The sequence below is a fragment of the Luteolibacter arcticus genome (genome assembly GCF_025950235.1).
Taxonomy (GTDB): domain Bacteria; phylum Verrucomicrobiota; class Verrucomicrobiia; order Verrucomicrobiales; family Akkermansiaceae; genus Haloferula; species Haloferula arctica.
In genome coordinates, this window is the sequence record NZ_JAPDDT010000001.1 from 228,024 (window position 1) to 252,174 (window position 24,151).

Consider the following 24,151-nt stretch of genomic DNA (forward strand, 5'->3'; position numbering starts at 1 on the left):
GGTGCAACACCACTACTTCCAGCTGGAGATCATGCTGCTGCGGCTTTGTTGAGCCCCCTCTTGAACATTCCGCCCATTGCGATCCCGGTCAACGTGTCATCTGCATCATTTTCCTCGGCGAGCGATTCGACCAGTGAGAGGGCGTCCGCGTCGAAGTCGAGGCACTCTGCAAACGCCTTGGCGACCCCATAGGCGGCGATTTCGTAGTGTTCGATGCGGTTTAGGGAGGCAATCAAGACGGCGTCGCGGACGCTGCCCGGAGCGGCATGATCCATCCTTTTCTTGGTCTCCCGGATCATCCCCTTAATGGCCTCACATTGCTCTCCGCCGGGATTCAGCCCGTGCTGGAAGAAAAGTTCCTGAAGACGCGCCCGCTGCTCGCGCCCTTGGCTCAGTTGGCCATTGAGGGTCTTGCGCAGCTTCTCATTCGAGGCGCGGCGGGCCAGTTCGGGGAGCGCGGCGACCAGTTGGGATTTCGCGCTGAAAAGATCCCTAAGCTGATCGTAGTAAAGCTGTTCCAAATTCGTTGTCATGGCTTTCGAGGGGTTGAGGGGGGATAAGTTGCAGCGCGCGTGCCGATGACTTAACCGACTGGTAATAAGCATTTTTAGTCGTTGAGGAGAGTTCGCCAAGTGCATCGTGCAATTCGCAAAAAAGCCAGTTTGTCGCAACTTGCACTGAACGGCGGCGGCAAATCGGAAACATGCCGGATTTCGGCTTTGCAGGCCCCGTTAGACCCGGAAGGGTACCGTGCGAACCCCATGGAATCCCAAGCCCTCAACGAGGCCGAGCAGCGGGCGGTACTTTCGAAGATCACCTGGCGGCTGATCCCTTTGCTCTTCGTCTGCTATATCGTTGCCTACATCGACCGCATTAACGTGGGCTTCGCCAAGTCGCACCTTGAACCGGTCATCGGGGTTGACCCCAAGATTTTCGGCGAAGTCTTCGGGACCGGCGCTGGGTTGTTTTTCATCGGCTACTTCCTCTTCGAGGTGCCCAGCAACCTGGTCCTGCAGAAGGTCGGCGCGCGGTTGTGGATCGCCCGCATCATGATCGTATGGGGCATCGTCTCGATGGGCTTCATGTTCCTGAACGGGAAAACCATGTTTTACGTGATGCGTTTCCTGCTCGGTGCGGCGGAGGCGGGCTTCTTTCCCGGGGTGATCCTTTACCTGACCTTCTGGTATCCGGCGAAGGAACGGGCGAAGACGGTGGCGCTGTTTGCGCTCGGCGGTGTGGCGGCCGGGGTGATCGGCTCGCCGATCTCCGGTGCGCTCTTGGGAATGGATGGAGTCCTCGGCATGCCCGGCTGGAAGTGGCTGTTCTTCATCGAAGCCCTGCCCGCGATCCTGCTGGGCATCGTGGTGCTGATGGTGTTGCCAAACGGTCCGGCCGATGCGCGCTGGCTGACGCCGCGTGAGAAGAGCTGGCTGCAGGACAAGATCGCCGGCGAGGCGAGTGCGGGACCCGGGGTGAAATACCGGTTGGCCGATGCCTTCACCGATCCCCGCGTGTGGCTGCTGTGCGGGCTCTACTTCCTGGTGAATGTCGCTGGCTACGGCTACGAATTCTGGCTGCCGACGATTGTCCGCGGGCTGTCCGGCCAAAGTGACTTCGTCGTGGGGCTGATCAACATGGTGCCCTACCTCGTTGCCGGAACCGCCATGATCCTGGCCGGCCGCCACTCCGATCGCACGGGTGAGCGGCGCTATCATGTGGCGGTGGCCGCTGCCATCGCTGCGGGCGGGGCAGTGCAGGCCGCCTTTGCGCAGAGTCCTTGGCTGGCGATGGTCGGGCTGGTGGTCCTGCTGGCGGGGCAGAAGGCGACGCTGGGCCCGTTTTGGGCGCTCGGGACTGCGGCTCTCAGCGGCACCGCGGCGGCTGGGGGGATCGCGTTGATCAATTCGGTGGGGAATTTGGGCGGCTACTTCGGCCCGAAGATCGTGGGCATCATCAAGGATAGCACCGGCAGTGATACCATCGCCCTGCTGTTCCTGGGAGGTGCCTTGCTGCTTCTCGGCGGATTGGCGCTGCTGCTGAAACCCGCGGACAAGGGCCTCTAACAAAAAGAAGGGGCGCGGATCGTGTTCCCCCCCAGGAATCCGACCCGCGCCTTTAGTTAAGACTGGAAACCGGCTCAACCCTCCGCCGATGGAAATTCCCCCCGGAATTCAGCACCGGCACCGGGATCGATATGGATTTCCAGCCCCGTTCGCCCTGCGAACAGGGCAAACGCTTTGAGCAAAATGCCACAAAATGAGGACTTCCGAAGTTTCGAGTGCTCCCGAAATCGGCCATCTGCTCCCAAAATCGGACAATGGCGGGCTTAACTCGTCCATCCCGACTGAATTGCCCCGCAGAGGCCGAAGAGCACGGTCAGGAATAGCCAGATGCCGGTGAAGACCCAGTGCATCGCGGTTTCAAAGCGCAGGCCCTTCCACCACGACGGCAGGTAGACGAACCATTGGCACCATAGCCGGCAGAGCCAGAACAGGCACAGCGACCATGAGCCCCATAGGCCGGCCCGCGATTTCTCCAGCAGCACGCCGGGGTCGAGCAGGCAGGGCACGCCCATCAAAAGCACCGCCAGGCAGATGAAGAAGGTGTGCACGTGGAAGACCGCGGCATTGAGCACCGACATCCGCGCGGCGTCTTCCTTCCAAAGCAGCCGCCGTCCCATCGGCAGGTGCAGGAAGGCAAGGACGATCAGGCCCGCGCCAGCGAACCGGAGCAGGGGAGCGAGGATTTCGGTCATGCGACGGTGAGGACGAAGATGCAAACGAAGGGCGTGATCCGGAAGGTATCGGCCAGCGTGAGCCCTGCCTTTTCCCACGACCGCCGCCACGACGCGACGGAATGGAAATGCATGAAGCCCGGACCGAAGGCGGCGAAGTTCGCGAGGTCGCGCAGATGCTCCGCGATGATGATGGAACCGCCGGGCACGAGGCCGCGCCGCGCTTCGGCAAACCAAGCGGCGCGATCTTTCTCCGGGCGGAATTCGTGGATGGCCAGCAGACCGAAGATCGTGTCCGCGGAAAGCTCGGGCCACGCATCGAAGCGTGCAGGAATAGTTCCCGGTAAGGGTGGAAACATCCTCCGCGCCCGGTGGATCGAGGGCTCGGGCATCGCGGCATCGTAGTGGTCCAGCACCTGCACGCGGACGTCCGGAAGGTGCTGACTCAGCGAGTGGGACACTTCATCAAAGCCAGCATGGCATACCACGATCCCTTTCGCCGGGCGCTTCGCGAGGGCGCGATCCAGCCAGCGCCAACGGTAGAGATCCGACCGGTCATAGACCCAGTGGGACACACCCAGTGAACCGAGCAGAAACCACAGGCAGCCCGCGACCGGTAGCGCCGCGATGAGACGCAGCTTGGGAAGGGCGAACATGGCGGTAACACCCGCCATCAGCAGGATCCCGGCGATGAGATAGAAGGGCCAGTTGAAGCGGGCCACCGAGAGCATGCCCTGGAAGCGACCGCGCTCAGGCATCCGCTTCCTCCTTTCGCGGCTGTGGTGTGATCAGTCGCCCGCGTTCCCATCGATAGGGCACGTTCTCGACCAGGAATGCATTCGCCAGCACGGGCGTAACGCCGTGGAAAGGTGGCTCGTCGAAGAGACCTACCTTCCATCCCGTGATGTCCACCGGCCGCGGGGTCCAGTCGGCGCGCTTTCCCTCGATCACCACGAACCGGCCATCGCCTTCGCGGTCGAAGGTGAATGGCATCGGCCCCGCGAAGCGCCGGGCCGTCCGCCAGTCGGGAAACGGTGAACCCTTTGGAAGCTCCGCGTCCTCGCGGTCATCGTAGCCGATTTCCAAGGTGACCGTTCCGTCGGGAAGCGTGGTTTTCACGCTGCCGGGCGACTGGTCGAGGGTGATTCTACGATAGTTGTAGTGGGTGAGCAGATTGCCGGAAATCACCATGCGCGCTTTGTCCGTTTCGCTGCGAAGGATCTTCAGGCCGCGCAGGCGGCGGCCGGATTCATCGTGCATGCGGACGAAGATCCGGTAGCCGGCGAGGAAGAAATCCTGGCCGAGCACCGCAGGGAAGGCGGCCGGTCGCAGGCCGCGGGTCCAGACCATCGCCACGGTTACAAAGCCAAAATCTTCGAAGGCATCAATCTCCAACGGTGCCGGAACGAGGGGCCTCAGGACTTCCGTGGGAAAGGCGAACGACACCGCGAGCACCCTGTCGAAATGTGCCACCACCGGGAAAGGATGCCGTTTCAGCGCCGCAAGCACGCGCTGACTCTAACTGCCGACGCTGGATGTGCCAGCAGAACGATCTATGATCACTTGCGCGCTTGATCCATCGCGGCCCGGATTTTCTCCGGGGCGATGTCTTGCAGGGTGTTATGCCTTCCGCCCGGAATCTCAGTGTAGCGGACGATGCCGGGAAACTCCTTCGCCAGCTCCCGCGACATCGTCACGGGGATGGCTTCGTCGTCGCTGCCGTGGAGGATGAAGACCTCGGCACCGCCGCGTTTCTCGAGATCCTTCAAGCGGACGCGGTTGTCGAAGCGGTGCCAGACCAGGAAGCCGAGATCGACGCCGAACATCGCCTCGGTCATGTCCATCGAGCTGGTGAAGGGCGTGAGCAGCACGCCACGCCGGACGTCGTATACCTCGGCGGCCATCAGACTGACCGCACTGCCAAGGCTGTGGCCGAAGAAGCGCAACTTGCCGTGATCGGCGGGCAGCGACCATTGCAGCGACGTCATGGCGGCGGGCACCACCGCTTTCAAGCTTCGCCGGATCGTCGCTGGTCGTGGATTTCCCTGGCAGGCGCCGTAGCCCGGGATGTCGATCAGCAGCCAGGCATCCTGGCCAGGGCCGTGTTCGCGCAGCCAGTCCGACCAATCCAGCGCGAGCGTGCCATTGCCGCCCGTTACCAGCCACAGGCGTTCCGGCTTCGGCGTGGGGGACAGCAGGTAGGCCTGCTGTTTTCCCTCGGCTGTGGTGTAGTCGATGACCGTGGTTCCCGGTTCGGCGTCCCATGTGGCCACGTGATCCGGGCCATAGGGGCGCGGGAAGTAGATCAGCTTGCTCTGGCAGCCGGTGAGCAAGGCCAGCACGCCCACGATCGGGACGAGCAGGATGATTGAGATCCGGCGGAGCAGGCGCATGGGTTGGAGTTAGCATCGGGCGGCGGTGGCGTCGAGATGCTGACACTCCTGCTTGCGAGAACGGGGGTATTCCCGCTGTAATCCCCGGATCATGAAAACCCCGCTTCTCGCCTTGCTGCTGAGTCTGCCTGTGATGGCGCAAGACCTGCCTTCGATTGCCGCGATGAAATCCGCCGCCGATGCCTTCCTCGGCTCGCTCGACGAGGCCAAGCGCGGCAAGGCGGTGTTTCCCTTCGACGGCGATGCGCGGGAGAACTTCAAGTTCACCCCGCAGACGCGGACCGGCCTGCCGCTCAAGGAGATGGACGAGGCCCAGAATGCCGCCGCGATGAAGCTGCTGGAGGCGGCGCTGAGCGACAAGGGCAAGCTCAAGGCGATGCAGATCATCACGCTGGAAGGCGTGCTGCGCGAGCTTGAGAAGAATCCGGCCTATCGCGATCCGGGGAAATACTACGTCTCCGTTTTCGGCAAGCCGGGCGATGAAAAGGGCTGGGGCTGGAAGTTCGAGGGGCACCACCTTGCGCTCAACTACACCGTTGTCGGCGACAAGATCGCGGTGACGCCGTCGTTCTTCGCCGCGAATCCGGGCGAAGTGCGCGAAGGCGAGCACAAGGGCCTGCGGGTGCTGGCGGCCGAAGAGGATCTCGCCATGGCGCTGGCCAACGTGCTGGTCGACGGCGGCAAGAAGGAGGTGATTTTCAGCGAGAAGGCTCCGGGGGAAATCCTCACCGCGGAGAATCGCAAGGTGACGGCGCTGGAGCCGGTCGGCGTGCTCGCCAGCGACATGACCGATGGGCAGAAGAAGGCGCTTCGCGAGTTGATTTCGGAATACATCAGCCGCCATCGCAAGGATCTGGCGGACGCGGACTTGGCGAAGATCGACAAGGCCGGCTTCGACAAGATCCGCTTCGGTTGGGCGGGTGGCACCAAGCGCGGCGAAGCATGGTACTATCGCGTGCAGGGCCCGACCTTCCTGATGGAAGCGGCGAACACCCAGAACAACGCCAACCACATCCACGCGACCTGGCGTTCGTTTGAGGGTGACTTCGGGCGCGACATGCTTTCGGAGCACTATCAGCAGCACGAGAAGGACGGTGGAGCTCATTGAGCTGATCTGATGCGCCAATGTTCGCTGGCAGCGCGGGCCGCTGGCCCGCCGCCGAAGCAATGTTTGGTTCCGCCTTTACCGCGGAACGAAGCCACCGTAGGCCTAAGCCTGTATGCGTTCGATCCGGATCCTGCTGCTCGTCATCCCAACGGTGGGTGCCGATCCGGAGGAATTGTGGAAAGTAACTGAACCGGTGACCAAGCCGGCGAGCGAGGAGTATTTTCAGGATATCGAAGCTGCTCGTGGGCGATACCGCGCAAAACTCGCGGTGATTCTGGAGAAAGCAGAGGCGGTTGAGATCTATCAGTTCGACGGCACGACGGAGCCGGAGGTTCCGCAAGGACAGGAGGAAGACTACTTTCCGATCATTCCTTACGACCAAGTCTCGAAGATCATTGCGCGCAAGCGATTGACCGGTGACAAGCTGCTGGAATGCCGGAAAGCAACCACCTCGCTCATGACGGAGGCGGGTGGCGCCGGCGTGCTCTGTCACTATCCCGCCCACGGGGTACGATTCGTGCGCGGCAAGGAGGTGATCTTCGAGACCTCGATCTGCTGGAAATGTCAGAATTTCTACATTGCCTATCCAGACGACAAGGACGCCTCGTGGCAAGGAATCACCACGGAAGAACTCCAGGAATTCCTTTTGCGAGAGCTACCGCTACCTGCGGAAGAAGAGAAGACTCCCCGAAAGTAAGAAGCGCACCCGACAGACCTTGGGTCGTCGGATGCGCTTGATTGGGAAACTGCTATTTTCGCGCGTTTACAGCGAGAAGTTATCCTCCTTCGGCGTGGCGCCGAGCGAGATCTGGACTTCGCCGTTTGCGGAGAGGTGGGTCAGGCAGTGATAGACGTCCTCCGGGTCGGCATCGACCTCGAAGGCCACCTGATCCGCTGTCTTGGCTTCGGACACGAGGCGGCTGCGAACCGAGCTGAGCAGGTCGAGGAAGATCGACGCTGCCTTCTTGCCGGCCTCCACACCGGGCTGGTGATAGGCGTTGATATTGACCAGCGAGGCATAGAAGGAAACCGCCCGCTCGAAGAGTCCGATCAGCGCGCCGAGTTGGAACGGCGTGACCTCGGGGATCGAGATGGTGATCGACTTGCGGCCGGAGTCGTAGAGCGCCTTGCGGGTGCCGCGCAGGAAGCCCTGCAGGTAGTCGGCGGAGCTGTTGCCGGGCTCGACTTCGATCGAGTCGCCGCTGCGGCCCTTGCGGACCTCGATGAAGGTGGCGAAGAAGTTCGCCACGCCATCGCGGAGCTGCTGGACGTAGGCGTGTTGGTCGGTGGAACCCTTGTTGCCGTAAACGGCGATGCCTTGGTTGACCACCTGGCCATCGAGATCGTGCTCCTTGCCGAGCGACTCCATGACGAGCTGCTGGAGGTACTTCGAGAACAGGACGAGCGAGTCCTTGTAGGGGAGAACGACCATGTCCTTCTCGCCCTTGCCATTGCCGGAGGCATACCAGGCGAGCGCGAGACGCATCGAGGCGTTCTTGTCGCTGACCTTGCGGGTCTCGGCGTCCATCGCGGCGGCGCCGGCGAGGAAGGAGTCAATGTCGATGCCCTGCAAGGCGGCGGGCACGAGGCCGACGGTGGACATCACGGAAGTGCGTCCGCCGACCCAGTCTTCCATTGGGAAGCGGGCGATGAACCCTTCCTTCTGCGCATACTGGTCGAGCTTCGAGCCGATGCCGGTGACGGCCACGGCGTGCTTGCCGAAATGCAGGCCGGCGGCGTCGTAGGCGGCCTTGGCCTCGATCATGCCGTTGCGGGTTTCCGGGGTGCCGCCCGACTTGGAAATGACGACCACCAGGGTCTTGGCAAGGCCGGCGGTGCCGATGTCGGAGAGCACCCGGTCGATTCCTGCCGGGTCGGTATTGTCGAAAAAGTGGATGGGCATCCGCGCGCCGTGGCCGATCGCCTCCGAGACGAGCTGCGGGCCGAGGGCCGAGCCGCCGATGCCGATCAGCAGGACGCGCTGGAAAAAGCCGCCGCTGAGTGGCTTGATCTGGCCGGTGTGGACTTTTTCGGCGAAGGCCTTGAGATCGGCGAGCGGCTTGGTGACGGCGTCGCGGATCTCCTGGCTCGGGGCGAGGCCGGCATTGCGCAGCCAGTAGTGGCCGACCATGCGGCCCTCATCCGGGTTGGCGATGGCACCGGATTCGAGCGCGGCGATATCGGCGAAGGCTTTCTCCACCTTGGGCGCCATCTTCGCGAAGAACGCCTCGTCGAGGTCCATCAGGGAGGTGTCGAGCGAGAAGCCGAACTGCGGGTAACGGATCAGGGAGGATGCGTAGGTGGACCAGGACATGAGAATCGTAAGATGGCGGGCGGGCAGGATGGGCGGGCTGGGCCCGCAGGGCAAGCGGCGGGACTGTCACGTGAGACCGTCCGCTTCATTGGAGGGATCGGGAAGGCTAATCGAACACAAGGATCGAGGTGATCTTATGGTCGCCGAGCAATTTCCGGCCGCCGAGGAAGGCGAGTTCGATCAAGAAGGTGACTCCGGCGACCTCTGCCCCGAGCTGGTCGAGGAGGTCCAGCGCCGCACCGGCGGTGCCGCCGGTGGCCAGCAGGTCGTCCACCAGCAGGACGGTCTCGCCGGGAGCGACGGCGTCCTCGTGGAGTTCCACCACCGATTCGCCGTATTCCAGGGAATAGGCTTTCTGGCGGGTCTTCCACGGCAGCTTGCCCTTTTTCCGGACGGGGACGAAACCCGCGCCGAGCCGGTCGGCCACTGCGGCGGCGAAGATGAAGCCGCGGGCGTCGATGCCGACCACCTTGTCGATCTTTTGCCCGCCGGCGCTGTCGCAAATCAGCGTGATCGCGTCGCGGAATAGGGCCGGATCGGCGAGGACGGGGGTGATGTCCTTGAAGACGATGCCGGTTTTGGGGAAATCGACCACGTCACGGATTGCGGCGCGGAGGGTGTCGGCGGATGGCATGGTGGATTCGTTAGACCGCCGCAGCCGCCGGGCCAAGGCGGGAATGATGCCGAGATGAAACGGCGGTCTCTGCGACCCTCGCACTTTGGCAGCACCAGCCGCATCCCTGTGGAGACGATTCGGGAGTCTCACGATGCGGCCGGTTGCCGCCAGTCGCCGACGGTCGCAGACCGACGCTACATTTGCGGAAAGAATAACGCCGCACGGAGTCGCCATTCCGTGCGGCGTGATTGGGTGAGGCCCGAGGGCCCTAGGGTGAAGCAGCGATCGTGATTGGATCCAACCCTTCGTGAGAATCTCCGGACAGCGCTAGGGAGGGGAGACGATGTCCGATGATGTTCTCGAAGGGCGAGGGAGGAGAATCTGCTCGGTTCGCAGGCGACCGACATGAGTAGATTGTCTCGGTTTCCCGATTTTCACCATTACGTGATCGCGGAGGTCCTTCGCTTCGGTGCTTTTCGGCCGGTTGGGGCCTGCTTCATTCAAAGTTCAAGCGTCCTCCACCGGCTCTTCACGAACCTCCCGAATATCCTTCAGCCATGCCTCTCGTTCCTGCTTTGAAATCCGCCGTGCCGCTTGTGGTCGGCGTCGCCGTCGGCGTGATGGGTGCCACGCTCTTTCGCGAAAGCCTAACCGGCGCGAAAGGATCACCCGAGGAGCAAGTGGCCAGGCTGGAGGTCGACCTCAAGAAGGCCGAGAATCGTCTCGCTGCATTCGAGGAGGGGAGGCGGCCCAATGGCAGGACGGTGAAGGATGGATTGCGCGACATCGTCGATGATCTGCGTGCCGGCCGGCCGGTGACGCCGGACGATCTCTTGAAATTGACCAAGCCGCTGATGCGGGATTTGGAGCCGTTGCTGGAGCGGATGCGGGTGCGCGAGGAGAAGAATCGCATCGAGAGCATGACGGGCGAACTGGCTCGGAAATACGATCTCACCGGCCCGCAACAGGAAGCGCTAAAGAAGTGGTTCGAGCAGAAGGCCGAGGCGGATGCGAAGGCGTGGAGCGCGCTCATGGGAAGCGACAGCACCACCTTCGAGGACATGATCCGCGCGACCCATGACGTCCGTCCGGACGAGGGGCTGGACGGCTTCATGGAGTCGCAGCTCAGCGGGGAAAAGCTCGCCAGCTTCAAGACCGAGCGGATGGGCGAGCGTGCCGAGCGTGTCCAGCAGGAGGCCGACCGGCGCGTCCAGCGGCTCGATGGCATCGTGAAACTCGATGACCAGCAGCGCGACCAGGTCTTCGGCATCATGGCGCGAAACTCGCGCGACTACGACCCGGCGATGCAGCTCGAAGGGATCGGCGGCGAGATCGCTTCGACGCCTGGCGGCAATCGCCAGGATGCCATGCTTGCCGTGCTCCGGCCCGAGCAACGCGAAGCCTATGAGTCCGAACGCCAGCGCCAGCGTCAGAAGGCGGAGGAAGACCTTGGCCAGATCGGCCTGAGCCTGCCACCGAATTGGGATCTCCTCGACGATGAAGATTTCTGAGCCTGCCCACGTGCCGCGACCGGCCATCGACATCCGCGACCTGCGGGTGGACTACGGCAACTTCGTCGCGGTCGATGACCTCAGCTTGAAGGTGCCGCCCGGCGAGGTGTTCGGCCTGGTGGGCCCGAATGGCGCAGGCAAGACCAGCACCTTCCGCGTGCTGACGACCCTCATGGAGCCGACCTACGGCGAGGTGATCCTCGATGGTGTGGATGTCCTGGAGGATATCGAAAGCGCCCGCCGCATCATCGGCTACATGCCCGACCTCGCGCCGGTCCCGTCGGATTTAAAGATCGGCGAGTTTCTCGAATACTACGCCTCTGCCTACGGGTTGGGCAGTCTCGCACAGCGCCGGGACCGTGTCGCCGAGTGCTTGGAGGAGGTCGCCCTTTCCGATCTCCGCGACAAGTGGTGCAAGGAGCTTTCCCGCGGCCAGACCCAGCGGGTGGTCTTGGCGAAGACTCTGCTCCACCGGCCGCGTGTGCTGATCTTGGATGAGCCGGCCAGCGGTCTGGATCCCTTGGCTCGCCGCGATCTTCGCACGGCGCTGCGTCGCTTGGCCAAGACGGGGGCGACGGTTTTCATCAGCTCCCATATCCTCAGCGAGCTGGCCGAGATGTGCACTTCGTTGTGCGTGATGAACCGCGGCAGGCTGCTTGCTTCCGGCACGGTGGAGGAAGTCCGCCAGCAACTCGGCAACACTGAGCGCACGATCACCGCGAGCCTGCTTCACCGGCACGAGGAAGCGGCCGCCTGGTTGGCCACGAGGCCCGCCGTCCATGACCTGAAGCTCGATGGCTCGCAGGTGGTCTTCGGCTTCAAGGGCACCGATGACGAGCAGGCGGATCTGATGGAGGGCTTGATCCGCGAGGGCTTCCGCGTTCGCGCCTTTGAAGAACGGCGCTCTTCCTTTGAAGACATCCTGGTGGAAGTCGCTGAATCCAACCGCCGCGCATGACTGCTGCCGATTCCCAAACTCATCGTGTGTGGCAGGTATGGAAGAATCCGATCTTTCACCGCTACTGCCGCTCGCGATTGCGTCCTCGCGCCCTCGGTCTCGCGTCTTTGATCACGGGGTTGATTGCCGGCTTCATCGTGTTCATGGCGAACTCCGGTGGAGTTCGCGCCGGCTTGTCGCCTTCGGATGCCGCGCGCATCGCCTTGCTCTTCTTGTTGGGATTCCAGTGCGTGATCCTCTTCATCTTCGGAACCGCCCAGGCTGCCGGTGGCATGACTGCAGAGCGCGACGAAGGAGTGATCGACTACCAGCGGCTGATCCCGATGTCACCGCTCTCTAAGGTGCTTGGCTTTCTTTTCGGCCTGCCGGTGCGAGAGTATGCAATGTTTCTCATCATCCTGCCGTTCGCCGCTTGGGCGCTCTGGCTGGGTGAGATTTCGTGGCACGTGTGGCTGCCGCTCTACGCGATCATCTTCACGTCCGCGGTCACCTACCACCTGACCGGGCTGGTGACCGGTACGGTGGTGAAGAACCGCCGGTGGGCCTTCCTGCTTTCGATCGGAATCGTTTTCTGCCTATACACGATTATCCCGCAGATGGCGAAGGTTGGGCTGGTTTACTTCAAGTATCTAACCATTTGGCCGGTTATTGAAGAAAGCCTGCCGAAGCTGCTGCCGCGGACTGCGGGATCGGCGCTGGAAACCTTGCAGAATCTCGCGCCGACGGCGAAATTCTTCGGCCTCGATTTCTCGGAAGCGGTCTTCACTTTCTTCTCTCAACTCGGCCTCATCCTCACATTCCTGGTGATGCTCTGCCGCAAGTGGCGGAGGTCGGAATCGCACTTGTTAGGCAAGGTATGGGCGACGGGTTTCTACGTGTGGATCCAGATCCAGTTGCTGGGCAACTCGCTGCCACTGGTGGATGCGGGCAGCGTGTTTCCTTCCAAGGCCTTCAACCGGATGATGCGGGTTCGCCCCGGTTGGAATCCGGATCCCGGCGAAGCGGTGGCGATGTCCGGCATCTATGGGGTGATCTCCCTGATCCTGATCTTCATTTTTGCGAGCATCATCACGCCCTCGGCGGATAGCCAGGTCCGCGGCTGGCGGCGGGCGCGAAAGCAGGGCGTGAATTCGCTGCCCTTCTTCTCCGATGCGGCCACCGGTTTTTGGGCGGTGCTGATGATGTCGCTGGCAGGCGCGGCGGGTTGGTTCTTTTTCACCCGCGGGCTGGTCGAGTCGCGCTGGTTCCCGGGGCATGTGGTGCCGCTGCGGTTTTTCTTCTTCAACGTGCTGGTGATGGTTGCGGCAGGGGTGGGGTATCAGGTTCTGTTAGAGGCGAAGGGCGGACGTGTGGTCGGGCTGGTGACGATCTTCGTGGGAGTGGTCCCGGTGATGGCGGGGGCGGTGATCGTGCCGATCAGCGAGCGTCTGGCTCCGCTGGCGGTGTGGCTGTTCGGCATGTCGCCGGCGAGCTTGCCGGTCTTTGCGTCGGCGAGCCTGCTGTCGCTCTCCGAGCTGCCGCACGAGGTGGCACGCGCGGTGCCGCGGGCTTTCCAATTCTGGCTCTTCGTCACCACCTTGGCGTGTCTATGGCGGATCGGCCAGCTATGGCTTTCGCGGAAGGAGAAAGCGAGGAGCGTGCTGGACGGCGAGGTCGTGGCCGAGCGGACACTTGGTGCCAAAGATTGACATCGCAGCAGTGGTCGAAGACCCGGACTGCGTGCAGCCTTGCTGCCGCTCGAAGTCAGAAGCCATGCTGCGAGGAAGCACCCGGGTGCTTCCGCCTCACCTCACCGCTCTGATGCACCGCTCGCCCCCCTAACAAGGCGAGCTGCCAGGGACCGTTCAGCGGGCCAGCGGCCCGCGCCCCCAGCGGGCCTGCGACCGCGGGCCGTGGGCCTGGAGAAGCACCTGACAGCATCACTTCATCCATCAACTCCGCCCGGGTCTCCGATTACTGGGGTGGGCTTTTCTCGTCGTTCCTCAGGATTTCCACCGAGCGTCGGGTGCGCTCGGCGAGCAGGCAGCGCGCGGCGGCGACTAGCACGACCACGCAGATGACGGCCGCCGCGGCGTGAAACCAACGGGGCTCGGCACCGAGTTCCGGCAGCGTTCGCACCGCGCCTAACAGCGCGAGCACCGCCGCACCGACGATGCCGTGCCACTTCGCCTTGATCGAGAAGATCCCGCAGATGACCAGCCCGCCTCCGAGCGTGAGGCCACCTTGCAGCAGGGTCGGGTCCTTGGTCTGCTGGAAAACCACCAAACCGAGGAGGGCGATCAGGATGCCGCCGATGAAGATCAGGATGCGCACGCGCGGAGGCTATGCCGGGGTGTTGCCGCGGTCGATGACGACCTTTGATTCCGGCCCGAGTTCGCGCACCCAGCGTTGCAGGGCAGGGAAGAACTCGCGGAACCCATTTTCAAACTCTCCCCGATGGCGACGCAGGTCCTTGATCGCCTCGCGGATGGGCACAAAGCGAGGATGCCGGTGCGAGACGCGGTGGAAGACTCCATCGAGGCCATCGTCGGTGCCGTAGTGTCCCAGCCAGTCGTCAGCGATCCGCTCTTCCAATGTGTCGGCGAGGTCGGCCGGGAGGATGGCGAGGTGACTACTGAGGGAGTCATTGCAGGTGTCGATGAACTCGCGGAACGGGACCGGGCTGCATTCGTCCCAGTGCCGCGTGAGAAAGTGATCGTGAACAAGATCGACGATTACTCCGGCGAAGCGACGGCGCTCTGGAGGCACAAGCACTTTCAACCGCGCCGTCACCGGATGCTCGTCGGCGAAGCGGTCGATCGCCCGATGGCGGACGATGCCTTGCACGACCCGCAATGGCAGCGCCAGTGACTCCGGCCGCCCGGTTACGAAGTCGCCCAGCAGATTGCCGACCCGGGAGGCCGGATCGTCTTCGGCCAGAAGGAAGTGGGCGAGGTAGTTCAACGCCCCATTGGAGAGCCGGATGGCACCTCGCGCAATGCGGGCTTTCCGCCGTCTGCCGCGCTGGCACAAAGTCGCCGCGTGAGCTGGATCTGGTGCAATGGCGACTTTCTCGATGGCCCGCTGGCGATTTCGCCGACTGACCGCGGGCTGACGAACGGGCTGGGACTGTTCGAGACGGTGCTGGCGCTCGACGGCCAGCCGGTCGCGATCGATCTGCATCTGGCCCGCATGAAGGCCGGAGCGGCGCGCTTGCGCTGGAGCCTGGAGGCGGAAGAAATCGGGGATGCGATCCCGAGTCTGTTAGAACGGTGCGGCTTGGCGAACCAGCGCGCGCGTGTCCGCATCGCGATGACAGCCGGGGTAGGGGACCTGCGCGATCTGGCCCGCGGGGTCGATTCGCTGACGTGGATCACCGCCGCCGCCTGCCCGCCGCCGCCGGAGTCAGTGAGCCTCGTGACCTCTTCGTTTCCCCGCAACGAGCGCTCGCCGTTGGCGGGGCTGAAATGCGCGTCGTATGCGGAGAACCTGATCGCCCTTGATCAGGCGCGCCGTGCTGGTGCCGATGAAGCGGTGTTTTTCAACACCCGCGGAGAGCTGTGCGAGGCAACCACCGCGAATGTGTTCCTGGTGAAGGACGGAGTGACCCTCACGCCTCCACTCGCCTCCGGCTGTCTGCCGGGAACGATGCGAGAACGGGTGATGTGCCAGATCCCGGTGAGGGAAGTCGCGCTGGAAGTCCACGACGTGGAAACCGCGGACGAACTCTTCCTCACCTCCTCCACCCGCGGCGTGGTGCCGGTGGCTGCCATTGATGGCCGATCACTTTCGCCCGGCCCCGTGGCGGAACAGCTGCGCGGATCCGGTTGGGAGCGATGGAAATGATCGATCGATCAATCGATCGGCTCGAGTTCCTTTGTTCCGACCTCGGCGGCGAGCTGATTGAACTCCATCAGTTCGGCGGCGGTGAAGTGCAGGCCTCCGGCGGCATCCGACTTCTTGCGGGCCTCGGCTTCGAACTGTCCCGGCAAGATGCAGCCGTCGTTGCCGTGGCCGAAGATGTCCTTCAGCACCACCTTGAGGTTCTCCATCTGGTCGCGGCCCTTGACGAAGTCGCCGCCGGAGATCGCGTCAGGGTGGATGACCTGGAAGTAGAATGAGGCGGTGGTCTTTTCGCCAGCCGGAGCCAGCGCCGAGCGACCGCGCAGGGTCGGCAGCGAACCGCCGATCAGGCCGGCGTAGAGTTCGTTGATCAGGCACATCGCGTAGCCCTTGTGCGCGCCGAAGGGTAGCAGCGCCGCGACCTCATTCGGGTCGGTGGTCGGCTTGCCGTCCTTGTCGACGGCGGCACCGGGCGGGAGGGACTTGCCTTCGCGCTTGAGCACTTGGACGCGGCCCATCGCGACCGTGGAGGTGGCCCAGTCGCTGACGACCGGGAAGCCGATCGCATCGGTCGTCGGGAAGCCCCACGAGTGCGGGTTGGTGCCGAGGGTGGGGAACTTGCCGCCGAAAGGAACCACTTCCGCGAGGGTCGAGGTGCAGTTGGTGTAGGCGATGTAGCCGCGCTCGGCGGCTTCCATCACGTAACCGCCGCCCCACAGGTAGTGGAAGGCATTGTCCACGCTGACCTGGCCGATGCCGTATTGGTCGGCCAGCTCGATGCAGCGCTCGATCGCCCGGTAGGCGACGCTTTGGCCGAGCTTGCGGTTGGCATTCCAGATCTCGGAGCCGGCAAAACGGGACGGAATCACCTCGATCTCCGCGCCCGGGACGCAGCCACCGTTGGCACTGCCAAAAAGGTGGTCGAGATGCAGCGCCTTGAGCGCGTGGTGGGTGCGGATTCCGTGGCGCGCCGCTTCGGCCGCCAGCTTGGCTCCTTCCGCCGCCTCGTCGGCCGTGAAGCCGCGGGAACGGTAGGCTGCCTCGACGAGCTGATCGTGAGCGGTTCGGGAAACGGTCAGGAAGTCGGAGAGCACAGCGGACATATTGGAAGACCGACAGTAAATGCTAAGATGTCGGACAACTCAAGCCTGGATTCCTCGCCCGAACGGGTGAGATTGTGGTCGGAATTCAAGCTGCCGGAAGTCGGCCGCAAAGCTCGTGCTTTCGCCAGTGGTGGCGGTGTCATTTTCCGGAAAGAGTCGGGGCGCTACAAAATGATTTGGAAACCTAAGAGTTCGCAAATCTCAACAGGTGGTATTAAAATTGTATCGGCACCACAAAATGTAGGGTGTATTCACCCGAAAGCTTTTCCGCGGCCCATTCCGGGCTACGGTAGCCGATGTCCGGAATCCCTCCCGGACTGAACCTCTCATCCGCTTCTGTCGCATGTATTTAAAGTCCCTCGACATCCACGGCTTCAAGTCCTTCGCGGACAAGACCAAGATCGAGTTCCACAAGGGCGTCACCGGCATCGTCGGCCCCAACGGCTGCGGTAAGTCGAACGTCGTCGATGCCATCCGCTGGGTGCTCGGTGAGACCTCCGCCAAGGCCCTGCGCGGCGGCGAAATGTCGGACGTCATTTTCAACGGCACCGAGCGCCGCAAGCCGCTTGGCATGGCCGAGGTGACGCTGACCATGGCCGATTGCGAGGCTGCCCTGAAGGTGGACTACAACGAGGTCTCGCTGACCCGCCGCGTCTTCCGCGACGGCAAGTCCGAGTATCGGATCAATGGCACGCTCTGCCGCCTGAAGGACATCCATGACCTGCTCATGGACACCGGCATCGGCCGCACCGCCTACTCGATCATGGCGCAGGGCCAGATCGACCAGATCCTTTCGTCAAAGCCGGAAGAGCGCCGCATGGTCTTCGAAGAGGCCGCCGGGATCACCAAGTACAAGCGCGAGAAGAAGGAAGCGCTGCGCAAGCTGGAGTTCACCGAGGCCAACCTGCTGCGTGTGTCCGACGTGCTCGCCGAGCAGGAGCGCCGGATGAATTCGCTCAAGCGCCAGGTCGCCAAGGCCCGCCGTTATCAGGCGCTGGCGGGTGACGTGCGGATCCTGGACACGCACCTCGGCCACCGCCGGTTCGTGGAGATGACCGCCGAGCGCGATGAGCTGAAGACCTCGATCCGCTCGCTCGAGTCGGCCGAGTTCGACCTGGAGCGCCTGATGGCCCCGAAGGAGGAAGCCGTCGCCGACGCCCGTCTTGCCGCCCGCAATTTCGAAGGCGAGCTCGCCGACCTCCGTCAGCAACTCAACTCCCACCGCAATGCGCTGTCCGCCGCACAGGGCCGCGTCGCTTTCAACGAGGAGCGCAAGTCCGAGCTTGAAGGCCGGATTTCCCAGAACCGCGAGGAGATCGAGACGACCCGCGAGAAGCTCGCCCAGCAGGAGTTCGACGTGGTCGCCGCGAATGAGGCGCTGGAGCAACTCGCCCGCCGCATCGCCGAGCAGGAGATCCAGCTTGGCGATCAGGAAGAGCGGACCCGTATGGCCCGCGGCGGTCGTGAGGAGATCGAAGCCCAGCTCCGCGAGGCCCGTGCCGAAGCGAACCGTGCGCAGACCATCATCGCATCCACCCAGGCCCGCATCGAAAGCTCGCTGGCCCAGCTTGAGACCAGCCGCGAGCGTGCCCGCATGCTGGCCGATGAAGAGCAGCGCCTGAACCTCGAGATCGAGGAAGCGAACGAGCAGCGCAACCGCATCGTCGTGGAACTCGATGAGCACTCCGCTCGCACGGGTGAACTTGAGGAAGCCTTCCAGAAGGCCGAGCGCACCTATCAGCACACCCGCGGCGACCTCGATGCCTCGCGCACCGCAGCCACCGACGCGAACAAGATTCTGGCCCAGCGCGACTCGCGCCTGAAGGTCGTGCGCCAGCTCGTTGCCAGCGGCGAGGGCTTTGAAAAGGGCACCCGCAAGGTGCTCGATGGACTCGACGACGCCGAGCGCTTCAAGCCGGGCATCCACGGCGTGCTCGCCGGCTTCATCGAAGCGGATCGCTCGTGCGCCCGCGCCATCGAGACGGCGCTCGGGAAGCACTTGCAGGCCGTTTTGGTTTCCGACGAAAAGCTCGCCGACGCGATCATCTCACGGCTCACCGAGAAGCGTCTCGGCGTGGCCTCGATCCTGCCTGAGTCGTTCGTCGGTCACTCGGTCAGCACCCAGATGGAGGCTGTGCCGGAAGGCGCGATCGGCTGGGCGCTCGACAAGGTGAAGTCAGACCCGCGCGTTGCCCGCGTGATTGAGCGGCTGTTGGAGAAGGTCCTCATCGTCCCGAATTACGCCACCGCGATGCGCCTGCGTTCGTCGCTTGCTGACGTGACGATGGTCACGCAGGCCGGTGAACTGATCGGCGCGGAAGGCGTGATCCACGGTGGCGACGCAGGCGAAGGCAACGTGTCTGTGCTCGAGCTGCAGAACGAAGTCCGCGACCTCGAAGTCGAAGTGGCTGGCCTCGTCGAAGCCGAGGAAGCCGCCCGCCAACGTGTGGTCGATCTCGAAGCCTCGTTGTCGCAGCTTCAGGAAGAAGTCGAAGTCGCCCGCGAGCGCATCCAGCGCCACAAGGTCGAACTTTCCACGTTGCAAGGCCAGCTCACCCTCGCCACCCGTGAGGTCGAGAGCGTGCAGACGAAGATCGAGAACGTGCAGTGGGAACGCGGCGAACTCGATAACCGCGAGCAGGCTGCCAACGACAGCCGCAGTGGTCTGGAAAGCGAACTCTCGATGGCCCGTGAGCGCCTCGAAGGCCACGAGGAAGACCAGCGGCGCCTTCAGTCGCAGGTCGAAGGATCGCAGCGCGACGAAGCCGAGCTTGCCCAAGCGCTCAACGAGCTGCGCACGTCGCTGGCCGTCGAGCGTCAGGCCAAGCAAGCGGCCGAGGCACAACAGCAGCCGATGGAGGCCCGCCTGAGTGAGCTTCGCGAGCTTTCCATTCGCCGCGAGACCGAGATCGAGTCGTTTGTCCAGCGCATCGAATCCGCCGCCGCGGAGAATGCGCGCCTTGCCGAGGAAGTCGAAACCCACCAGGCCGAGGCGGAAGACCTCGCGGTAGAAATCGAGTCTCGCTCCGCCCGCCGCAACGAGTTGCTGGAAGCGATCGACAAGTCGGAAGGCGAACTTTCCGAAGCCCGCCGCCGTCACGCCAAGGCCGCCGAACAACGCGGCCGCGAGGAAGTCGCCATCACCAAGATCGAGCTGCGCCTCGAAAGCCTGGTGACGTCGATCCTCGAACGCCATCAGGTCGAGCTCTCCGCTTTTGAGCCGGATGCGCACGCGCTGCTTTCCTGCATCGCCTCGCAGAAGGCGCAGCAGTCACGCGGTGGTCGCCAGAGCTTCGTGGAAAACGAAGGCGGGGAAGAGGGCGAGGAGGACGAGCAGCCGATCATCGTCGTCGATGCCTCGAAGGGCGAGGATGAGATCGAGTTGCCGCCTATGATGACCGGCGAGCCCGACTGGGGCTTTGTCGAAGCGATCGTCGGCGACCTCAAGCGTCGTCTCGACGGCATGGGCCCGGTCAACGTGGATGCCATCGAGGAATACGAGGAGCTCGAAGAGCGCTTCAACGAAGTCCGCTCGAACTACGATGACCTCGTGAGTTCGAAGGCCAACCTCATCGAGGTGATCGAGAAGATCAACGAGGAGACGCAGCGCCGCTTCTCCGAGACCTTCGCGCAGGTGAAGATCAACTTCCGTGACATGTTCAAGGAACTCTTCGGCGAGAAGGGCCAGGCCGACCTGCTGCTGCAGGACGAGAACGATCCGCTCGAGTCGGGCATCGAGGTCATAGCCAAGCCGCCGGGCAAGAAACTGCAGAGCATCTCGCTGCTCTCCGGTGGCGAGCGCTCGATGACCGCGGTCGCGCTGCTGTTCTCGATCTACATGATCAAGCCCAGCCCGTTCTGCGTGCTCGACGAACTCGATGCCCCGCTCGACGAGTCGAACATCAACCGCTTCGTCAAGGTGCTGGACCGCTTCATCGACAACAGCCAGTTCATCATCGTGACCCACTCGAAGCGCACCATGGCGCGCGCCGATGTGATGTATGGCGTGACGATGGAAGAGTTCGGCGTGTCGAAGCCGGTCGGCATGCGCCTCACCAACGCCGACGACGTCGGCAAGGGCGAGGCCAAGACCGCCGCACAGAAAGCCGCGCTGCGACTCGACGCTTAGTTTTCAACGGTTCTTCCGACAGAAGAGGGATGAGGGACGGAGGGTAGACCCGGGTGGGTGTGCTTTCCGTCCCTCGATTTTTTTGGATGTAGCGGCGGTCTGCGACCGTCGGAAGCTGGCGGCATCGGCCGCATCGTGAGGCGCGTGATTCGGAGTCACAGGGATGCGGCCGATGCCGCCGAAGTGCGACGGTCGCAGACCGACGCTACATCGGAAAATTGGGGCTTGGCAGGGCCCGGTCCCTGCCTGTCACTCCGCGCATGGCGAAGGTGCTGGTGGGACTTTCCGGCGGGGTGGACAGCTCCGCCGCGGCCGCGCTTTTGATCGAGCAGGGCCATGAGGTCGCCGGGGCCTTCATGAAGAACTGGATCAATTCGGAAGGGCTGCCGGGCGATTGTCCTTGGGAGAGCGATCTCGATGACGCGCTCGCGGTCGCCCGCACGCTCGGCATCGAGTTCCGGGTGATCGATTTGATCGACCAGTACAAGGAGCGGATCGTCGATTATCTGGTGGAAGGGTATCGCAGTGGCATCACGCCGAATCCGGACGTCTGGTGCAATCGCGAGATGAAATTCGGGGTCTTTCTCGACTACGCCCTGGAGCAGGGCTTCGAGCAGGTGGCGACTGGACACTACGCGAGGAAGCGGACGCTTTCCGACGGCAGTCCGGCGATTCTCCGCGGCGCGGACCCGAACAAGGATCAGAGCTACTTCCTTTCCTTGATGACCACCAAGCAGGCTAGCCACGCGTTGTATCCTGCGGGTGAATTGCTCAAGCCGGCGGTCCGCGAGGTGGCACGGCGTTTCGGCCTTCCGACGGCGGAGAAGAAGGACAGCCAGGGGATCTGCTTCATCGGCGAGATCAAGATGAGCGACTTCATCCGCCACTACATCCCGGACAAGCCCGGCGAGATCGTCGATACCACCGGCAAGGTGATGGGCGAGCACCGCGGCCTGCATCTCTACACGCTGGGCCAGCGCAAGGGCCACGGGGTGGCCTCGCCGCGTGAGGGCATGGCGTATGTGGTGGTGGGCAAGGATCTCGAGCGAAACCGCCTTGTGGTCGGATGGGACCTCGGGGAAACGCCGGGTCTCTACGCCAGCGAGTGCGTGATCGGCAGCATTTCGACCATCGGCTGCTCGCTCGATGCGCCGCGTTGGTTGGAAGCCCAGCCGCGTTACCGCGCCAAAGCAGAACGTGCGGAAATCGTCCCGCGCAAGGACGGCAAGCTCGGGCTGCGGTTTCAAACACCGCAGCGCGCGATTGCCCCGGGTCAGATCTGCGCCTTCTACGACGGCGGACGTCTGTTAGGCGGCGGGGTTTTCGAAGCGGTCACGGTCTGAGCCTGGGTGCCCAAGGAGGAGGGGCTTCGAGTTCTTTCGCTGCTACCCAATCCAACTGGATTTCGGAGCTAGTCGTCGTCCATCCTTCTTTATCTGCGTCAATCTGCGGTTCTCCTCTTTCCCTTCAAGGTGATGCTGCCGATTCTGGGAAGGCAGGTTCAACCGCAGATTTCGCAAGTTGACGCAGATGAAGATGAGAGAGGAGGGAACTCAAAGATGGGATGACGGCTCTGGCCCGCTCGCGCCAGGCAATCCACTTGGGTCCCGGTCTGCAACTCGTCCGGATCCAAAATCCGCGACACCCGTACAGGGGAAACCGCTGTGCCGTCCTAGGAGCTGTGAGCCACGTTCCAGTTGCTCAACAAGTGGGAGTTCCGATCCTGGTAGGTCGTCCTGAGAAGGCATGACCCGTATTCCGGATGCGGTTTGTTCTCCCCGTTTTAATACATCGGTCCGGGCACGCTACCTTTCGTGACGAACACAGCAGTCGGGGGGAACTCTAATCAGCCATACGGAGCTGGCAATGCATTTCACTAGCGAAGGACCTACGCGTTTTTGCGCTCTGCATGGCCGAGAATCTCCTTGCAAATGCGGGCGATATTCTTCGCGTCATCGATTCCCCGATGCGGCGTGCCCGCGAAGGTCAGGCCGAGCCGTCCGAGCGCTTGTCCCACGCCGAAGCGCTTCGACGTGCGAACCCATTCGGAGAACTCCGCCTTCAGATTCCGGTGGCCGTTCGAAAAGGGAAAGGACTGGCCGTGGAAGTCGCAGTCTTGCTGAAGCTGCTTGCGGTCATAGTCGCCCCACGAGCAGAACACCGGACTTCCGAACTGCCCGAGCCAAGCGGCGAACGCGGCCAGTGCCTCGGGAAATGAAGGGGCGGCATCGACCTCATTCTGCGTGATCGTGGTGAGGGTCTTGCAGAAGTCCGTCAGCACTGGATGCCGAACCGGTCTAACAAAGGTGCCGAATTCCGAGAGGATGTCACCGGAAGCGGTGTCCATTGCCACGCTGCCGATCTCGATGATCTCCATCTGCTCGCGGGGAAAGCTCTGCTTGTCGCAGCAGGTGGCTTCGAAATCGACGATGGCTAGCACCGCGGGTTGAAGGGAATCGCACAAGTTCATTATGGTGAGGATTTCTGAGATTGGAGCGCTGCCCGCACTTCCATCAGGGCGAAGCCGAGCAGGTTGAGACCCTTCCACGCGGCTGGCTTCTCCGCGTCAGGATGATCTGCCGCGAGACCGATGCCCCAGATCTTGTCGTAAGGACTCGCCTCTACCAGCACGCGCCGGCCCGTTCCTAAGAGGAAGTCCTTCAGGCGAGGATTGTGCGTGAACTTCGCGAGGTTGCCCTTGACCACCAGTCGGTAGCGCTCGCGCACCCAGGTCTCTTCGTCGAAGCCGCGGACCTTGCGGCCAAGTTCCTTGGCTTGCTTCGGATGGGATGCCGTTAGGACTCGCTCCTCGTTCTCCAGGTCGCCGAACAAGCGGGCCTTGGCGGCCATCATGAAATGCTCTGCAGTGCGATAGTGGATGCCTTCCACGGTGAGCGGGGAAGGGAACCATTGGCTGAAGCACGCTTTCGATACTGAGCCGTCCGCCGGCGGTGTGTGGCCCCAGAACAGAAGGTACTTCGGACGGTCTCCACGCCGGGAGGCGAGGACTAGATCTTCGACGCAGAAAACCTCGTGCATGTGATCGAGCTAAACAGGATCTCCGCAGGATCATCAATGCCGGGTGAACCACCACGAGTACCCCGCGGCGGCGAGCCCGGCGACTCCCAGCAGGATATCGACGACGGTGCCGTGGGTGATGCCGACGAATAGCAGTCCGGCACCGGTGAGCAACACCACTACGAAGCCGATCACCCGGGCGACGGTGCTTTCGACATTCAGCGAGGCGACGAATGCCGAGATCGCGATGACGATGCGGAAGGCGTAGCTGGCGGGACGAAGCGCGATGAGGTCGGCGATTGGGATGAGGTCCGGAAAATCGGCAATCATGGAGGGATGCTCGTCTGTATCGGAATTCGGCCGGTTTGTCATTCCCGGGCATGAAATCCACGGGCTGCTTGACGAAGCGGTGGTGGGATCGCTTGCCTCACTCCGGGCAGAAGGC

General features: G+C 63.0%; 22 protein-coding genes. 9 read left to right on the forward strand and 13 right to left on the reverse strand.

Features of this window, described 5'->3' with window-relative positions:
* Positions 1–29: 29 nt before the first annotated feature.
* Positions 30–605, reverse strand: a complete 576-nt coding sequence (locus OKA05_RS00905; protein WP_264485199.1) for a YciE/YciF ferroxidase family protein — start codon at positions 603–605, stop codon at positions 30–32.
* Positions 606–761: 156 nt separating this feature from the next.
* On the opposite strand from OKA05_RS00905, the gene OKA05_RS00910 reads away from it, so the two are divergent.
* Positions 762–2,063, forward strand: coding sequence for an MFS transporter (locus OKA05_RS00910; protein WP_264485200.1), 1,302 nt, complete (start codon positions 762–764; stop codon positions 2,061–2,063).
* A 263-nt stretch (positions 2,064–2,326) separates the two neighbouring features.
* Here OKA05_RS00910 and OKA05_RS00915 read toward each other — a convergent pair whose 3' ends face one another.
* The 4 genes from OKA05_RS00915 to OKA05_RS00930 all read right to left on the reverse strand — a co-directional run bounded on the left by OKA05_RS00915 (position 2,327) and on the right by OKA05_RS00930 (position 5,127).
* Positions 2,327–2,755, reverse strand: coding sequence for a hypothetical protein (locus OKA05_RS00915; RefSeq protein WP_264485201.1), 429 nt, complete (start codon positions 2,753–2,755; stop codon positions 2,327–2,329).
* The gene (locus OKA05_RS00920; RefSeq protein WP_264485202.1) at positions 2,752–3,492 is read right to left on the reverse strand and encodes a class I SAM-dependent methyltransferase; all 741 of its coding nucleotides are present in this window, start codon (positions 3,490–3,492) and stop codon (positions 2,752–2,754) included. Before OKA05_RS00920 ends, OKA05_RS00915 begins: the two co-directional genes overlap by 4 nt.
* Complete coding sequence (locus tag OKA05_RS00925; RefSeq protein ID WP_264485203.1) at positions 3,485–4,207, reverse strand: DUF2071 domain-containing protein; 723 nt, start codon at positions 4,205–4,207, stop codon at positions 3,485–3,487. Before OKA05_RS00925 ends, OKA05_RS00920 begins: the two co-directional genes overlap by 8 nt.
* A gap of 86 nt (positions 4,208–4,293) precedes the next feature.
* Positions 4,294–5,127 (reverse strand): alpha/beta hydrolase, encoded by an 834-nt coding sequence (locus OKA05_RS00930; protein ID WP_264485204.1) that lies wholly within the window; start codon positions 5,125–5,127, stop codon positions 4,294–4,296.
* A 91-nt stretch (positions 5,128–5,218) separates the two neighbouring features.
* On the opposite strand from OKA05_RS00930, the gene OKA05_RS00935 reads away from it, so the two are divergent.
* Both OKA05_RS00935 and OKA05_RS00940 read left to right on the forward strand, forming a co-directional pair.
* Entirely contained in the window at positions 5,219–6,235 is a 1,017-nt protein-coding gene (locus OKA05_RS00935; RefSeq protein ID WP_264485205.1) for a DUF3500 domain-containing protein, read from the forward strand.
* Positions 6,236–6,347: 112 nt separating this feature from the next.
* Positions 6,348–6,932 carry a hypothetical protein gene (locus tag OKA05_RS00940; protein WP_264485206.1) on the forward strand — a complete coding sequence of 195 codons (585 nt, stop codon included), beginning with the start codon at positions 6,348–6,350 and terminating at the stop codon, positions 6,930–6,932.
* Between the two features lie 66 nt (positions 6,933–6,998).
* Here the strand turns inward: OKA05_RS00940 and OKA05_RS00945 are convergent, their stop codons facing one another.
* On the reverse strand, positions 6,999–8,549 hold the full coding sequence (locus tag OKA05_RS00945) for a glucose-6-phosphate isomerase (protein WP_264485207.1): 1,551 nt from the start codon (positions 8,547–8,549) through the stop codon (positions 6,999–7,001).
* Between the two features lie 106 nt (positions 8,550–8,655).
* Positions 8,656–9,183 (reverse strand): adenine phosphoribosyltransferase, encoded by a 528-nt coding sequence (locus tag OKA05_RS00950; RefSeq protein ID WP_264485208.1) that lies wholly within the window; start codon positions 9,181–9,183, stop codon positions 8,656–8,658.
* A gap of 539 nt (positions 9,184–9,722) precedes the next feature.
* Between OKA05_RS00950 and OKA05_RS00955 the strand changes: the two genes are divergently transcribed.
* The 3 genes from OKA05_RS00955 to OKA05_RS00965 are packed head-to-tail and all read left to right on the forward strand — an operon-like array spanning position 9,723 to position 13,322.
* Positions 9,723–10,676, forward strand: a complete 954-nt coding sequence (locus OKA05_RS00955) for a hypothetical protein (RefSeq protein ID WP_264485209.1) — start codon at positions 9,723–9,725, stop codon at positions 10,674–10,676.
* On the forward strand, positions 10,663–11,634 hold the full coding sequence (locus OKA05_RS00960) for an ABC transporter ATP-binding protein (RefSeq protein ID WP_264485210.1): 972 nt from the start codon (positions 10,663–10,665) through the stop codon (positions 11,632–11,634). Before OKA05_RS00955 ends, OKA05_RS00960 begins: the two co-directional genes overlap by 14 nt.
* Positions 11,631–13,322 carry a hypothetical protein gene (locus tag OKA05_RS00965; RefSeq protein WP_264485211.1) on the forward strand — a complete coding sequence of 564 codons (1,692 nt, stop codon included), beginning with the start codon at positions 11,631–11,633 and terminating at the stop codon, positions 13,320–13,322. The genes OKA05_RS00960 and OKA05_RS00965 overlap by 4 nt, the downstream gene beginning before the upstream one ends.
* Before the next feature lie 265 nt (positions 13,323–13,587).
* Here the strand turns inward: OKA05_RS00965 and OKA05_RS00970 are convergent, their stop codons facing one another.
* On the reverse strand, positions 13,588–13,947 hold the full coding sequence (locus OKA05_RS00970) for a hypothetical protein (protein ID WP_264485212.1): 360 nt from the start codon (positions 13,945–13,947) through the stop codon (positions 13,588–13,590).
* A gap of 9 nt (positions 13,948–13,956) precedes the next feature.
* A complete protein-coding gene (locus tag OKA05_RS00975) occupies positions 13,957–14,577 on the reverse strand; it encodes an acyl carrier protein phosphodiesterase (RefSeq protein WP_264485213.1) in 621 nt (206 codons plus the stop codon).
* Positions 14,578–14,655: 78 nt separating this feature from the next.
* Here OKA05_RS00975 and OKA05_RS00980 point away from each other — a divergent pair, with 78 nt between their 5' ends.
* The gene (locus tag OKA05_RS00980; RefSeq protein ID WP_264485214.1) at positions 14,656–15,459 is read left to right on the forward strand and encodes an aminotransferase class IV; all 804 of its coding nucleotides are present in this window, start codon (positions 14,656–14,658) and stop codon (positions 15,457–15,459) included.
* An 8-nt stretch (positions 15,460–15,467) separates the two neighbouring features.
* Here OKA05_RS00980 and OKA05_RS00985 read toward each other — a convergent pair whose 3' ends face one another.
* Entirely contained in the window at positions 15,468–16,559 is a 1,092-nt protein-coding gene (locus OKA05_RS00985; RefSeq protein ID WP_264485215.1) for an Ldh family oxidoreductase, read from the reverse strand.
* A 343-nt stretch (positions 16,560–16,902) separates the two neighbouring features.
* Here OKA05_RS00985 and smc point away from each other — a divergent pair, with 343 nt between their 5' ends.
* Together smc and mnmA are read left to right on the forward strand one after the other, a co-directional pair.
* Positions 16,903–20,688: a chromosome segregation protein SMC gene (gene smc / locus OKA05_RS00990; RefSeq protein WP_264485216.1), complete on the forward strand. Its 3,786-nt coding sequence runs from the start codon at positions 16,903–16,905 to the stop codon at positions 20,686–20,688.
* Positions 20,689–20,948: 260 nt separating this feature from the next.
* On the forward strand, positions 20,949–22,031 hold the full coding sequence (mnmA, locus tag OKA05_RS00995) for a tRNA 2-thiouridine(34) synthase MnmA (RefSeq protein WP_264485217.1): 1,083 nt from the start codon (positions 20,949–20,951) through the stop codon (positions 22,029–22,031).
* A 545-nt stretch (positions 22,032–22,576) separates the two neighbouring features.
* On the opposite strand, the gene OKA05_RS01000 is transcribed toward mnmA, so the two are convergent.
* Genes OKA05_RS01000 through OKA05_RS01010 form a run of 3 tightly spaced genes read right to left on the reverse strand, consistent with a single transcriptional unit; the run spans position 22,577 to position 24,036 of the window.
* Positions 22,577–23,158 (reverse strand): 3'-5' exonuclease, encoded by a 582-nt coding sequence (locus OKA05_RS01000; protein WP_264485218.1) that lies wholly within the window; start codon positions 23,156–23,158, stop codon positions 22,577–22,579.
* Positions 23,158–23,727 (reverse strand): riboflavin biosynthesis intermediates N-glycosidase, encoded by a 570-nt coding sequence (gene ybiA, locus OKA05_RS01005; protein ID WP_264485219.1) that lies wholly within the window; start codon positions 23,725–23,727, stop codon positions 23,158–23,160. The genes OKA05_RS01000 and ybiA overlap by 1 nt, the downstream gene beginning before the upstream one ends.
* A 33-nt stretch (positions 23,728–23,760) precedes the next feature.
* Positions 23,761–24,036 (reverse strand): hypothetical protein, encoded by a 276-nt coding sequence (locus OKA05_RS01010; RefSeq protein WP_264485220.1) that lies wholly within the window; start codon positions 24,034–24,036, stop codon positions 23,761–23,763.
* Positions 24,037–24,151 lie beyond the last annotated feature (115 nt).

Excerpts from the sequence above, each read along its gene's own strand:
- OKA05_RS01000 (WP_264485218.1), bottom strand. The coding sequence starts at position 23,158 with ATGAACTTGTGCGATTCCCTTCAACCCGCGGTGCTAGCCATCGTCGAT.
- OKA05_RS00945 (WP_264485207.1), bottom strand. The coding sequence starts at position 8,549 with ATGTCCTGGTCCACCTACGCATCCTCCCTGATCCGTTACCCGCAGTTC.
- OKA05_RS00920 (WP_264485202.1), bottom strand. The coding sequence starts at position 3,492 with ATGCCTGAGCGCGGTCGCTTCCAGGGCATGCTCTCGGTGGCCCGCTTC.
- OKA05_RS01010 (WP_264485220.1), bottom strand. The coding sequence starts at position 24,036 with ATGATTGCCGATTTTCCGGACCTCATCCCAATCGCCGACCTCATCGCG.
- OKA05_RS00915 (WP_264485201.1), bottom strand. The coding sequence starts at position 2,755 with ATGACCGAAATCCTCGCTCCCCTGCTCCGGTTCGCTGGCGCGGGCCTG.
- OKA05_RS00930 (WP_264485204.1), bottom strand. The coding sequence starts at position 5,127 with ATGCGCCTGCTCCGCCGGATCTCAATCATCCTGCTCGTCCCGATCGTG.
- OKA05_RS00985 (WP_264485215.1), bottom strand. The coding sequence starts at position 16,559 with ATGTCCGCTGTGCTCTCCGACTTCCTGACCGTTTCCCGAACCGCTCAC.
- OKA05_RS00965 (WP_264485211.1), top strand. The coding sequence starts at position 11,631 with ATGACTGCTGCCGATTCCCAAACTCATCGTGTGTGGCAGGTATGGAAG.
- smc (WP_264485216.1), top strand. The coding sequence starts at position 16,903 with ATGTATTTAAAGTCCCTCGACATCCACGGCTTCAAGTCCTTCGCGGAC.
- OKA05_RS00950 (WP_264485208.1), bottom strand. The coding sequence starts at position 9,183 with ATGCCATCCGCCGACACCCTCCGCGCCGCAATCCGTGACGTGGTCGAT.
- OKA05_RS00940 (WP_264485206.1), top strand. The coding sequence starts at position 6,348 with ATGCGTTCGATCCGGATCCTGCTGCTCGTCATCCCAACGGTGGGTGCC.
- OKA05_RS00955 (WP_264485209.1), top strand. The coding sequence starts at position 9,723 with ATGCCTCTCGTTCCTGCTTTGAAATCCGCCGTGCCGCTTGTGGTCGGC.
- OKA05_RS00905 (WP_264485199.1), bottom strand. The coding sequence starts at position 605 with ATGCTTATTACCAGTCGGTTAAGTCATCGGCACGCGCGCTGCAACTTA.
- OKA05_RS00960 (WP_264485210.1), top strand. The coding sequence starts at position 10,663 with ATGAAGATTTCTGAGCCTGCCCACGTGCCGCGACCGGCCATCGACATC.
- OKA05_RS00910 (WP_264485200.1), top strand. The coding sequence starts at position 762 with ATGGAATCCCAAGCCCTCAACGAGGCCGAGCAGCGGGCGGTACTTTCG.
- mnmA (WP_264485217.1), top strand. The coding sequence starts at position 20,949 with ATGGCGAAGGTGCTGGTGGGACTTTCCGGCGGGGTGGACAGCTCCGCC.
- ybiA (WP_264485219.1), bottom strand. The coding sequence starts at position 23,727 with ATGCACGAGGTTTTCTGCGTCGAAGATCTAGTCCTCGCCTCCCGGCGT.
- OKA05_RS00935 (WP_264485205.1), top strand. The coding sequence starts at position 5,219 with ATGAAAACCCCGCTTCTCGCCTTGCTGCTGAGTCTGCCTGTGATGGCG.